This window comes from Mobiluncus curtisii subsp. curtisii ATCC 35241 (assembly GCF_000146285.1).
Classification (GTDB): Bacteria; Actinomycetota; Actinomycetes; order Actinomycetales; family Actinomycetaceae; genus Mobiluncus; species Mobiluncus curtisii.
Genome location: NZ_GL385912.1, coordinates 1,264,466 through 1,277,011, shown reverse-complemented (window position 1 = coordinate 1,277,011; position 12,546 = coordinate 1,264,466). Strand labels below are relative to the sequence as shown.

Sequence of the window (12,546 nt, the reverse complement as noted above, 5' to 3'; positions counted from 1 at the left end):
AAACGTGAGCGAGTTGAGCCCACACCGGTAACCCGCCCTTGTGAATAATCCCTAATGGACGCTACTTAGAGAGCGCGACTTCGCGGCGAGACGCACGCACATGAGCCAACACGTGCGGGGCGTGCTTCGTGCGCAGCTCCGCCGCCAGTTCGTCGTCGGCTTCGCGCAGCCAAGTCTCCCAGGAGCGCACTTCGGGATAACGACGCAGCATGGCACGACGCTCCCGCTCGGTCAAACCGCCCCAAACTCCGAAAGATGCGCGGGAATCCAGCGCATCTGCCAGACATTCAATGCGGACAGGGCATCCGTAACACATAGAACGGACTTCGCGTTGCGCTGCACCTTGGACAAAAAGTTGATCCGGCGGGCAGTCTGCGCAAAGCGCTTCCGCTGCCCAAGTTTGGTCTCCATTGACTGACATGATGAATCTTTCTTTCTCGAAAGCCAGCTTGCCCTTAACACCTTAGCTGCCGGTCAAAGGAATTTCAAGGGCGGGATTTTATAATTAAATCGAGAAAGATTTACGCGCGGCATACTGATTTTTTCCATTTGCATATCGGGCTTACGAAATGTCACGGCACCGGACCGCCAGAGGAAAGGTTTTCGGTGGTATCGCCGGGTTTAATTTAGAAAGAATCACGCCCGACCTTTAGGATTAACCCATGGGGAAAAATGACGCCGCAAGTTCAACTTCCGCACTGCCCAAGACCCGTAAGTCGCGAGTCCTCGCCCTTTTGGTCGCGTTCGTGGCGGCAAGCGCGGTCGCGGGCGTATTCACTGCCGGCTTGGCTCTGCCCGTGGTCGGTGCCGCTGCCATCGTCAGCGCCAAGGGAGCCGAAACCTTCGACGACCTACCCGCTGATTTCACTACTTCCCAGCCCTCGATGAAATCCATCATCACCGCAGCCGACGGCAGCCCCATCGCTGAGTTTTACGCGGAAAACCGGATAGTGGTCCCCCTGACAGAAGTCGCGAAAACTCTGCAACAAGGGGTTATCGCCATCGAGGATCGGCGCTTCTTGGAACATCAAGGCGTCGACATCGAAGGCATGAGCCGGGCTATCCTGTCCAACCTGGCAGGCAATGACTTGCAAGGCGCGTCGACCCTCACCCAGCAATACGTGAAAAACCTGCTCATCGAACAGGGACGCGTGGCGGGAGACCCGGACATGATTGAAGCCGCCAGCGAAGCCACCCTGGAACGCAAAGCCCGCGAAGCCAAACTGGCAATGAGCCTGGAACAAAAAATGACCAAGTCTGAAATCCTGGAAGGATACCTGAACATCGCCCAGTTCGGACCCTCGGTGTACGGAGTAGAAGCAGCCGCGCAACACTACTTCTCTAAACCCGCCAAAGACCTCAGCCTTGCCGAAGCCGCCCTGCTGGCAGGAATTCCTCAGTCCCCCAACGGACACGACCCGGTCGCTCACCCTGAATCCGCCACCAAACGTCAGGCCATGGTGCTGGACGCGATGGTGCGGGACGGATACATCACCTCGAAACAAGCCCAAAAAGCCAAATCCATCCCAGTCGCGGAACTATTGAACATATCCAACCAGCAACAGGGGTGCGGACTGGCAGGCAACGCCTCGTACTTCTGTTCCTGGGTGGTTGGCGAAATCCTCTCCTCCCCCGAATTCGGCGCTACCTATGCGGAACGCCAACGGTTGCTGCTGCGCGGCGGACTCAACATCAAAACCACCCTTGACCCGAAAACTCAAGATGACGCCTACAACACAATTACCGGACGCATCCCGGTGGGTGACCCTTCTGACGTAAAGATTGCTCTGTCCAGCGTGGAACCGGGCACCGGCAAAATCAAGGCCATGGTCCAAAACACCAACTACGGTGTCGACCCCGGCAACAATGCGGTGACCGAAAACTCCTATAACGCCGACTACGCTCACGGCGGTTCCGCCGGCTTCATGACCGGATCTACATTCAAGGTATTTACCCTGACCCAGTGGTATATCGACGGGTACGGCGGTTATGACCAAGCCGGGGGACGCTACAGCATTCCCGCCAAAGACTGGAAGATTTCCTGCGCCCCGGAACTGGCCAACACCTGGAACTTTTCCGAAACCGGCGGCGCCAAGAAAGGTGCCATGACAGTGGCTAACGGCACCGCCAACTCCATCAACGGCGTGTTCGCGAATATGGCGACCAAACTGGACTTGTGCGACATCGCGAAAACTGCCGCCAAGATGGGGGTGAATGAACCTGATGGTTCGCCCTTCAAGCCAAACCCCTCTTTCGTTATCGGTGCCGGTTCCGCCACACCGCTGCAGATGGCAGACGCCTACGCAACCTTTGCCGCCCACGGAGTCTACTGCAACCCCATCGGCATTACTTCCGTCACGGATTCCTCCGGGAAATCTTACGAGGTACCCGACGCAAACTGTCACCAAGTGCTGACCCCCGACGTAGCCGACAAAGTGGCTGTGACCTTAGAGGGAGTCCTGCACGCGGGCGGGCGATCCGCTGCTATTCCCCGACCGGCCGCGGGCAAGACCGGCACCACCGACCACAACGAAAACACCTGGTTCGTGGGCTTCGTTCCCCAACTGGCGGCCGCGGTGTGGGTCGGGCACGCCAACGCGAATATCCCGGTGGGACATCAAACTATCGGGGGACGCTACTACGGTTCCCTCTATGGTTCCTCGATTGCTGCCCCGACCTGGGGGACATTTATGACCGCCGCTTTGGACGGGGTCCCGGTCCAGCCCCTACCGAATGTGAATCTGGGCTCTACCGGCGTGTTTGTGGGCGGAGGCTACAGGTCTAAGACCGGGGAAAGTCCGTCACCCACACCGGGGAATTCTGCCAATCCGGGGGCGTCTCACAACGGTGCTGGCAGTCCGGGGATGGCTTCCGGTGAGGGTGGGGCAAACCCCGGCGCTAATCCGGGAGCTAACAATCCGGCGCCTCCCGCTCCCGCACAGCCGCCAGCTCCGGCACAGCCCCCCGCACCAGCCCAGCCTGCGGCCCCGGCACAGTAAACAGCCAACCCCAACGCGGCAGGAAAGTAAAGGTAGACCCGATGAATCCCTCCTCGTGGACACGCGCCTGGACTGCACTGAAAGTCGGTGCGGTGACGGCAGGAGCAGTGGCGTGGAGTGCCGCGCGTGCCTCCCGCGCTTACCAGCTGCGCCATTTGACGGTTCCCGTGCCCGGAAGGGCGTTGCGGTCCATTGCCGCGCCGGGGACGGATGCGCCAGTGCCGCGTTTCGGGGTGGCGGGGACGCCTGAGTTTCCGGGCTTGCGGGTGTTGCACCTGTCGGATACGCATTTTTATCGCGGTCGCGAGGATTTAGTCGGCTGGTTACGCGTACTGGCGAAACGCGCGGGAACAGACTTTGACCTGGTTGTTTTGACCGGAGATATGCTGTCATCGAGTTACGGGGATGCACATTTGGTCACCCCGGCGCTGCAACCCTTCATCGACTCGGGAGTGCCGGGTGCTTACGTGTTTGGTGATCATGATTTCTTTGCCAGCCGCGTGGGCAATCCCTTGAAATACTTGTGGAGCACCAGTGAGTCCTCCGGGGCGGGTCCTGCCGTCATCAAGCGGATTGGTCAGCCCGGTCAGGGCAATCACCTGACTCGGTTATTGGCGGAATCCGGTTGGCTGAACCTCAACAATGCGAATGGCAGTCTGGACGTGCGCGGGGTGCGCCTGGAACTCAGCGGAGTTAACGATCCGCATGGGCATCGGGATCGTTATGTGGGTTTTGACGGCGACGGTTCGAGTTCACTAGGTTCGAGCGGCGGCGCAGGTCGGAGCGGTCAAGACGGCGAGGTCGTGAGTGGTGAGGTCACCAGCGGTGACGGACCGCACCAGGGCGGGGTGAGCGCTGGTGAATTGGGTCGAGCCGAGGTCACAAGCGGTGGGGAGGTCACAAGTGCCGGGCGGGTCGGCTTTTCCAATGAATACTTACGCGCGACCGGTCGCAGCCTTCGCCTGGGACTGTCCCACGCCCCTTATGCGCGCGTGCTCAATAGGTTCCTTTCGGACGGCACTGACCTGGTCTTTTGTGGACATACGCACGGGGGGCAGGTCTGTCTGCCGGGCGGTCATGCCCTGGTGACAAACTGTGATTTGGATCCTCATTTCGCCTCTGGTCTGTTCAAGTGGCAAGCCGAAGCGCGTCCTGGACACGAGTGCAACATTGGGGAATTGGACCGGGCGAGTATGAGTGTATGCGTCAGCCCCGGTCTGGGGACCTCGCCATTCACCCCCTGGCGCGTGTTTTGCCCCCCAGTGGCATACATCGTCGAGCTGGTCGCTGCCTAGGAAGCAAACACTCGCTTTAGTTCAATAAAGCCGTGTGGAGCCAGTTTTCCGGGGAGTACTTCAGGCAACAGGTATTCAGAACTGTTCCTGGTTTTTCTACCATGTCACCCACTCAAACGTTACGGAATATCCACCCTCTTGAACAAGCCTGGCTCGAAATCCGTCAAGACTTGCTCGCGTTCCACCAGCAACGGCGGGTTCAACCCCGCCGGAGGCTGAGAAGGATTTTGCCGCGTCTCACGGTCTGCCGTTTCTTTATAGGTCTTTATATCTTTTACGAGGCGTTCGTCAGATAGAACCGCGTAAAATCAAGGATTTACACAACATTGGTATTGATTTCCTTTATATATTTTTTCGTGGGTTCAGAAGGTGGGGTGCGGGTCCTCCCGTGTAAGCTGCGGTTCTTGCCTGAGTTTCAGCAGCCCGCAAGCAAACCCGCGCACCCCGCTCATCCAAGACTTCTGGGACATGATTCACACCACCCCAGAATTTATCGAAAAAGCCATCATCTACCCCAAACAAGACCTCGTGAACATGTGAAAACATGAACCGGTGGGTGGTGTAATCCTGACGCGGCACAAAACTCTTCACAAAAATGTATCGTGAATGTATCATTCAGATATGGATATGGAGATTGTTGAGACGCCTGTAGACACGCCAGAAAAATTCGGCCAGCTCATCCGAATGCGCCGCGTTATATTCGACTACACCCAAGAAAACCTTGCCGAAAAAGCCGGGGTATCCCGCATGGCTATCAAGAGACTCGAAGCCGGCAACCCCAACGTGCGACTGGACACAGCTCTGAAAGCCGCGCAAGCCGTAGGGGTACCGCTGCCCACTATCCTTGAAGGAAATCCCAAATGAGCACCACGTACCACACGCTAGACGCCTACCTTAACGGGAAAAAAATTGGCAGATTCTACCGCGACAAAAACCAAGCCAAATTTGAATACGATCCCGATTGGGACGGGCAACCAGTATCCTTGGGAATCGCGAAAGACAACACAAATGTAAACGCTCTGCCTTACCTAAAGGGACTACTTCCAGAAAACGAACACACCCGTCAGGAATGGGGGCGAGACTACGGCGTAAACCCTCGAGACCCGCTATCGCTGCTGGGGGCGGTAGGACAAGACCTCCCCGGCGCGATACAGCTCCTGCCGGAAGGGAAAAGTCCGAACCTGGACGGCAAGGCCGTACCGCTAGATGAACAAGACCTCAAAGCGCTGATGGAAGCCGTAGCCCATCGGGTGGGGTTCTGGGCTGTTCGCAGCGGCAAAAAACTGGACACTCCCGGCAAATTCTCGCTGGCTGGCGCACAAAAGAAAACCGCCCTTCACCGCTTGCCAGACGGTAAATGGGCCCTGCCCTTCGGAAGATTCCCTTCCAGTCATATCCTCAAGCCTGAAATCAGAAACAGTTTCCCGGATTCTGACATCAACGAAACTATCTGCTTGGATACCATGAACCGCATCGGTATCAGGGCGGCGAAAGAGACTATCGAAACTGTAGGCGGTGTACGCGTCAGCGTAATCGAACGTTTTGACCGTGAAAACACAGAGACTGGCATCAGGAGGATACACCAAGAAGATTTATGCCAAGTATTACGGATAGATCCTGCCTACAAGTATTCGCAAGAAAAAGGACCCGATGCCACAACATCAGCGAAACTCATCAAAGCCGTAGCGGGTGAGGATCAGGCACTCGAATTTGTGCGCCAGTTGGCTTTTAACGTGGCTATAGTGGCTCCTGATGCGCATGGAAAAAATTTTTCCCTCCTCGAATATCCAGATGGCAGGGTTGAACTTGCCCCCGCATATGATGTCACCTCCTATATTCCCTATATAGGTAATCTCGACTTTCGCCCGTTAGATACAGTCAGGCTGGCGATGCCGATAGGTCGCGCTAACCGTTTTGAGGATGTTTCGCCTTACAGATGGGAGCGTTTCGCGAGAACTGCTGGCTTGAATCCTGATCGAGTTATTGTTGAGGTCAGAAGGGTAGTGGAGTCGTTGCCGGATGCTTTGTCGGATTCTCTGCGGGCTCATCGAGATATTGTTTCCGGTTCCAATGTGAAAGGTATGGTCGATAAGCTCAGGCAGCTAGGCGCGAAATCGTGGATTGGTGGAAAACGATCTTTCACTCTTGGGAAAGCCACTACGCAAGAGGGGAAAAACTGGTCATCGCAGATTGCCACAAGTGGGGTATTTCCGGGACAGCCGAGCGCTACAGGTAGCTTGTCTGTTTCTAGTGACGGAATAGCAAGCGGGGTGTCAGGCAGTTCTGGCGATGTTTGGGTTAACGCATATGTGCGCAATGACGGGGTGACAGTTAGCGGACATTGGCGAAAGCGTCGGGCTCGCTAGCGGTTGCTTTCTGAAGGGGTTTACTGCCTGGAAGAACACGTCGTCTCGCTCAGGGGTTGTAGCCAGGTGAAAACTGCAGGGTTGGGAGTTGGTCTGAGAGGTCGGAATATGTCGAGGAATCGCCAAAATAATCCTGCTTTTATGTAGAATTTATGCATGGTTCAGAAATGTGATTCTCGTACGGTTGAGGAATTTAAGGAAGCTTGGCTAAGGGGTGACTCGGTATTTCCTCAACATCCTGAGGATGAAGGTCAACGGTGGTTCTTGCGAACACCCGTCAGCTCTGCGACGCCTGCGAGGAACGAAAATTTGGTCTTTATTGGGATGAACCCATCCACTGCGGCCAATTTCGCGCCCAGGACAGAGGGCGGAGACCCTACTACCGAAAGGATTTTGAATTACGACGACTTTAAAATTGGTAATTATTGTCAGATGACAATCATTAACTTGATTCCGCTGATTGGGCAGAGCGAAAAAAGTAAAACAAGCAGCAAAAAACTTCCAACATGGAGTGATGAGGCTGGGAAAAAGGAAATTCAAGACTCCTACTGGGTTACGCGGGAGGTAATAAAACTTATTGTTAAAGAATCACATACAGTGCATCTTATGTGGGGTTGTCCAAGCAGCAGATTCCCTTGGAAGAAAGACGTTCTGCCCTTCGTAAAGAAATGGCTGCATGAGACAATTACTAATCAGAATGTACAAGCGTTTCTCAGTAAAAAGGGACATCCGCTTCATCCAGGTTTCGGTGGGATTAAACAGTGGGAAGGTAAAACCCTTGCAGATGATGTGCGTTTTATACTAGAAACCTAGTGCAACGGACGCTGCACTTCTCAAATAACTCATAGTTATCTCCTTACTCGTTTGACCGTGATGGACAAACAAGTAAAAAAGCAAATAAAACTCCCCTATCAACCCGAATAGGGAGATAGGGGAGTAATGCGGTATGAAATTTTAGTAGTAAACAGCAACACGGATAGTATCAAAACAAATACACTAACTTATCAATTAGACCACTCAGATAAAGGTTTAAATCCTGATTGACTCGCAGAAATACCATAGATACCCTCATCAGGAGTAAGATTATCTAAACCTCTTTCAGGGAACACCGCGTCAAAGTCTTGCAATGCAACGGTAACACCGCCGCCATACTTCATTTCAGCAACTATAGTCCTCCAATGCCCGCTGGAACCATGCCACATTTCTGCTAACTTAATCCCAAATTGTGTAGCTGCGTCAGCATCTGACAAATCTGATAATCTCATATTAGTCATTGCCAGATTAAAGGAGGGGCCTCCCTTTGCATGAATACGCCTACGCATCTCTTCCCTTGTTTCCCCAGGAAGAGAATCCCAATCTTTAGGGGTAAGATTGTTCAACCAACGACGCATACGTAACTTACCTTCTTCGAGACCAGAAGGTGTCTTAGAATTAAAATCTACACCTGGATTCTCTTTAGCAAACAGTTCCTCTGTCCTATTCTCAGCCGCTTTCTCAGCAATCGGACGGAAAATAGTATTATAATCGTGACGCGCTTTCTCTAACTCAGCCTGAGTAGGCTTCCAAATATTCCCATAAGGATAAAGCGTTGACTTTGAACCGTCCGGACAAGTAACTACATCAGTCGGACCTTTCGAAAAGACTTCTTTACCATTACAGTAACCTTTAGAATAAAGTTTATCAGGCGTAAACCGCCAGTTCTTATCGAAGATTACTGATTGTACCGTCCAATTCTCATTAGTAACGCTACGGGACGCCACAATACCCTGGGTCTGTAACTTAGCGACTGCGTCCTCTGCTGATAAGTTAGCAGACCAGCCGTATAAACCAGCGATTTGTGTCCAGGAATAAGCCTCAACATACTCAGAAAACACAAACGGTCCGAATGCTCCAGTACCTGCGAAGAGCGGGTTGATTTTGCCTGCCCAAGGTAAGCCGAGACCGCTAGTAGGTTTGGGTTGTGGTTTTAAGGTAAGGACGTTATCGGGTAAGGCTCCGGGTCCGCCTAGGAAAGTCACGTGGGCGAGGTTCAAAGCGTTGATACGGTCATTACCCTGCCCAGAGGGGTGTACTAAAAGAATCGGGGCATCAGTCAAAGTACCGCCGACCACGGCGTCAATAAAGTTATCCGAACGCCCCACATACGCCCTTGTGAAACCGTTAGGGAAAGCCCGCTTCGCTAACAGTTCAGCCGTCTCGAAACGGTCTTTACCCTGCACACGTTCCTTAGCAGACACATAGTTACAGGCTGCACCGATACAAACCCGTGCCATGTCGGCGGGAAGCCCTGCCACGCTAGGAACGCGCCCGTCAGGGTAAGCCAAGACGATAGGTGCGTCAGTCAAAGCGCCGGAAGCTACCGCGTCTATCCCATCAGGGGCAGCCACATACAAGTGATACAACGACTTACCATTGAAAGCACGTCCGGCTATCAAAGCCGAAGTTTCCTGACGGTCTTTCCCACCCATAACCCACGCCTGGGCGCCGGAAGTCTTATAAGTGTTGATAGTAGAAGCGGGGAAGGCTTTGCCCAGGAAAATGATTTCTTTAGGGGAATACCCCTGCAGGGCTTGAAGGGTGCGGGGGTTTACCTGACCGAGAGGGGACAACAAGACCGGACCATCGGTAAGCTGACCCGCCACCAGGGCATCTACAGGCAAATCGCCACGGGCGATATAAACCGTGTCCTGGTGACCCGTGAAAGTACGAGCCGCTATCTGTACCGCCGTATCGTAACGGTCAATACCGCCGATACTATCCGTCTTCGGGGCGGCTTGCGCTATCCCCACACCCGTACCTGCTAAAGCCAGACAGGATAATGCTGCGACAAATTTACGATTCATGAACGTGGGCCTTCTACTTGGATTGTACGCAAAGGTGCCTCAACTACGCCGACAAGGAAACCTTCGATATCAGGTCTATTCTCTCACGCAAACCAACGATTTAGGCCGTTACGGCAATAAAACAGGAGCGCGATCTTGGCGAAGAACTTGGTGGCAGCTCGGCAAAACGACCGATAAGTCCTCGGCAAAACGACCGATAAGTCCTCGGCAAAACGACCGATAAGTCCTCGGCAAAACGACCGATAAGTCCTCGGCAAAACGACCGATAGACTGATAAAATGTCGATATGCTCACGAAAATTCCTGGCGCTCCCGAAGACTATATACCCCGGTATTTAGACGAAGAACTACGGGAATTATTCACGCAGCTGCCCGCGATTGCGATTGACGGCGCCAAGGGCGTAGGGAAAACCGAAACCGCACAGCGGTGGGTGGAGCATGTACTGGCCTTGGATAGTCCCGAGATGGGACAACTCATCGCCGCCGATACCGTAAACCAGCTCACTAAATACGCAACAACCTGCATAGATGAATGGCAGAAATACCCACCCGTGTGGGACGCGGTACGCCGCCTCGTGGATCAACAGACACCCAACAGGTTCCTGCTAACCGGCAGCGCCACGCCCGTTTCCGGGGTGGACACACATAGCGGAGCGGGACGTATCGCTTCGCTGCGACTGCGCCCCTTGAGCCTGGCCGAGCGTCCCAGCACCAGCCCCAGCGTGTCCATTAGCCGCTTGTTCTCAGGTGACGCGGAAATATCTGGGGAAACCAATTTTGGACTCCCGGATTATGCCAAGGCTATCTGTGAGACCGGGATGCCCCAGATTTTCCGCGCCTCCCCACGCGCCCGACGGATTTTGATAGATGGCTATATTCAGCGCATTATCGACCACGATATCCCTGAACAAGGCGTGTTGATGCGTAAACCCCAAAGTCTTAGAGCCTGGATGAGTGCCTACGCAGCTGCGTCCTCAACCACCGCCAGCTACTCTGCCATTTTGGATGCCAGCAGTCCCGGAGAGCCCGATAAACCCGCGAAAAGCACCACCCAGAATATTCGCGAGCTGTTGACCCAACTGTGGATTCTCGATCCGGTACCTGGTTGGGCACCAACTGGCACGTCTCTGAAACGACTCACCTTCAGTCCCAAGCATCAATTGTTCGACCCCGGTATCGCCGCTGCTCTGACGGGAACCACACCCGAAACACTGCTCAGCGGCAAACCCGGCAGTATGGAGACCTTCGGGCAGCTCTTTGAGGCACTGGCTACTTTAACTGTGCGTGCGGCCGGACAAGCCGTTGAAGCCAAGTGCTACCACTTGCGCACCCGCGCTGGGGAACACGAAATCGACCTGATTTTGGAGCGCTACGATGGGAAAGTCATTGCATTCGAGGTCAAACTAGCCACCACCGTGAGTGAAAACGACCTGAAGCACCTGCACTGGCTGGGTAAACAACTCGGAAAACGTCTGGTCGAGCGCATCGTAATCACCACCGGACAGTTCGCATTCCGCCGCCCCGACGGCATTGCCATCGTCCCCCTCGCCTTGCTGGGGTAACGCTAAGATACCTGCATATAAGTACGAGATATTAACCGTGTCTACACGTTCAACACAGCTTGGTGGCAAAAAGGTTTGAAGCGTCCTGGGTTTTGTTCCTAGGTTTTTTGTTTTTTGTGAGGGTTGTTTCATGCCTTGGAAGTATTCGCGGGAGTTTAGGGATTGTGCTGTTGGGTTGGTGTTTGACTGGCTTCGAGACGGTTCTGGGGTTTCGAGATGGGCGGTTATTAGTGATATCGGGTTAAAGCTTGGTGTGAGTCGTGAATCATTGCGTCGCTGGGTTGTTCAAGCCGAGATAGACCGGGGAGAAAGACCCGGGGGTTAGTCGGGAGGAGTCTGCCGAGATAAGGCGGTTGCGTAGGGAAAACGCGGAGCTTAAACGTACGAACGAGATTTTGAAGCTCGCATCGGCTTTTTTCGCCAAAGAGCTCGACCATCCCGGGATGAAATGATTGCGTTTATTGACCAGTATCGTGATTGTTTCTCGGTCGAGCGTATTTGCCGGGTTATGAGAGAACACACGGTTGGGGGCTTTATCACGCCACGTGGTTACCGGGCGGCAAAGACCCGAAAAGTGTGTGCTAGGCAATTGAGAGATGCCTTGTTAATCGAGGAAATCGTAAAGATTTTCGACCAGAATTACCGTGTTTACGGGATTCGTAAAATCTGGCGTGCTATGCGCCGGACTGGATGGGATATCGGGCGGGAACAGACTGGCAGATTGATGCGTCTGGTCGGGATTTGCGGGGCGCGTAGGGGGCGTAGACCAGTTACTACCCGTCCTTCTAAGGTCCCTGATGCACGCCCTAATCTAGTTAATCGCCAGTGTAGAGCAGATAGACCTAACAGGTTGTGGGTAGCAGATATTACCTACGTTCGTGCTCTTTCTGGTTTTGTTTATACAGCGTTCGTAACCGATGTGTATTCACGCAAGATTGTGGGCTGGGCTACCCGGTCATCAATGAAAACCGAGGTACTGTCCCTGCAAGCACTCGAGCAGGCAACAGCCCTAGCAAGAGACAATCTTGCAGGCCTGGTGCATCATTGCGATCACGGTAGCCAGTACACCTCCATTGCCTATAACGACAAACTAACTGATTACGGTATAAAACCTTCTACCGCAACCGTGGGAGACTCCTACGATAACGCCCTGGCAGAGACCGTAAATGGTTTATATAAGACCGAACTTATCTATTCGCAAACCTGGGAAACCCTGTCCGAGGTCGAGTTCGCCACCATGAACTGGGTTCACTGGTGGAACAATACCCACCTTCACGAATCCCTGAACTATTCCACCCCCGAGGAACTAATCACAAACTATAAATCAACACCGGGTCAGAGAACTGACCCCCGTATAAGAAGCGGAACAAAATTCAGTACGCTTCACAGACCACCAGCGGCACGCTACCCATCCTCAGCTATTCGCCTGTTACCTCACGAAACACTTATCCCGCTAAACTCCAGCAGAAATAGTACTAAACC

Annotated in this window: 8 protein-coding genes and 1 pseudogene; 7 read left to right on the top strand and 2 right to left on the bottom strand. The window is 53.8% G+C overall.

Annotation, left to right across the window (positions count from 1 at the left end; genetic code table 11):
* Positions 1–61: 61 nt before the first annotated feature.
* The gene (locus HMPREF0574_RS05610) at positions 62–421 is read right to left on the bottom strand and encodes a WhiB family transcriptional regulator (protein WP_036324376.1); all 360 of its coding nucleotides are present in this window, start codon (positions 419–421) and stop codon (positions 62–64) included.
* 241 nt (positions 422–662) lie between these two features.
* Between HMPREF0574_RS05610 and HMPREF0574_RS05605 the strand changes: the two genes are divergently transcribed.
* From HMPREF0574_RS05605 to HMPREF0574_RS05585, 5 genes are all read left to right on the top strand, one after another.
* The gene (locus HMPREF0574_RS05605; protein ID WP_004007741.1) at positions 663–2,999 is read left to right on the top strand and encodes a transglycosylase domain-containing protein; all 2,337 of its coding nucleotides are present in this window, start codon (positions 663–665) and stop codon (positions 2,997–2,999) included.
* Between the two features lie 41 nt (positions 3,000–3,040).
* Positions 3,041–4,294 carry a metallophosphoesterase gene (locus HMPREF0574_RS05600; RefSeq protein ID WP_004007740.1) on the top strand — a complete coding sequence of 418 codons (1,254 nt, stop codon included), beginning with the start codon at positions 3,041–3,043 and terminating at the stop codon, positions 4,292–4,294.
* Between the two features lie 621 nt (positions 4,295–4,915).
* On the top strand, positions 4,916–5,158 hold the full coding sequence (locus HMPREF0574_RS05595) for a helix-turn-helix transcriptional regulator (protein WP_004007738.1): 243 nt from the start codon (positions 4,916–4,918) through the stop codon (positions 5,156–5,158).
* Positions 5,155–6,660, top strand: coding sequence for a HipA domain-containing protein (locus HMPREF0574_RS05590; protein WP_004007737.1), 1,506 nt, complete (start codon positions 5,155–5,157; stop codon positions 6,658–6,660). The genes HMPREF0574_RS05595 and HMPREF0574_RS05590 overlap by 4 nt, the downstream gene beginning before the upstream one ends.
* A gap of 156 nt (positions 6,661–6,816) precedes the next feature.
* Entirely contained in the window at positions 6,817–7,473 is a 657-nt protein-coding gene (locus tag HMPREF0574_RS05585) for a DUF1643 domain-containing protein (RefSeq protein WP_004007736.1), read from the top strand.
* A gap of 191 nt (positions 7,474–7,664) precedes the next feature.
* Here the strand turns inward: HMPREF0574_RS05585 and HMPREF0574_RS05580 are convergent, their stop codons facing one another.
* Positions 7,665–9,503 (bottom strand): cell wall-binding repeat-containing protein, encoded by a 1,839-nt coding sequence (locus HMPREF0574_RS05580; RefSeq protein ID WP_004007735.1) that lies wholly within the window; start codon positions 9,501–9,503, stop codon positions 7,665–7,667.
* A gap of 286 nt (positions 9,504–9,789) precedes the next feature.
* Here HMPREF0574_RS05580 and HMPREF0574_RS05575 point away from each other — a divergent pair, with 286 nt between their 5' ends.
* Together HMPREF0574_RS05575 and HMPREF0574_RS05565 are read left to right on the top strand one after the other, a co-directional pair.
* The gene (locus HMPREF0574_RS05575; RefSeq protein ID WP_004007734.1) at positions 9,790–11,064 is read left to right on the top strand and encodes an ATP-binding protein; all 1,275 of its coding nucleotides are present in this window, start codon (positions 9,790–9,792) and stop codon (positions 11,062–11,064) included.
* A 130-nt stretch (positions 11,065–11,194) separates the two neighbouring features.
* A pseudogene (locus HMPREF0574_RS05565) lies at positions 11,195–12,415 on the top strand (IS3 family transposase); the annotation flags it as partial.
* Between the last annotated feature and the right edge of the window lie 131 nt (positions 12,416–12,546).

Coding starts and splice junctions, on each gene's coding strand:
- HMPREF0574_RS05610 (WP_036324376.1), bottom strand. CDS start 421: ATGTCAGTCAATGGAGACCAAACTTGGGCAGCGGAAGCGCTTTGCGCA.
- HMPREF0574_RS05605 (WP_004007741.1), top strand. CDS start 663: ATGGGGAAAAATGACGCCGCAAGTTCAACTTCCGCACTGCCCAAGACC.
- HMPREF0574_RS05600 (WP_004007740.1), top strand. CDS start 3,041: ATGAATCCCTCCTCGTGGACACGCGCCTGGACTGCACTGAAAGTCGGT.
- HMPREF0574_RS05595 (WP_004007738.1), top strand. CDS start 4,916: ATGGATATGGAGATTGTTGAGACGCCTGTAGACACGCCAGAAAAATTC.
- HMPREF0574_RS05590 (WP_004007737.1), top strand. CDS start 5,155: ATGAGCACCACGTACCACACGCTAGACGCCTACCTTAACGGGAAAAAA.
- HMPREF0574_RS05585 (WP_004007736.1), top strand. CDS start 6,817: ATGGTTCAGAAATGTGATTCTCGTACGGTTGAGGAATTTAAGGAAGCT.
- HMPREF0574_RS05580 (WP_004007735.1), bottom strand. CDS start 9,503: ATGAATCGTAAATTTGTCGCAGCATTATCCTGTCTGGCTTTAGCAGGT.
- HMPREF0574_RS05575 (WP_004007734.1), top strand. CDS start 9,790: ATGCTCACGAAAATTCCTGGCGCTCCCGAAGACTATATACCCCGGTAT.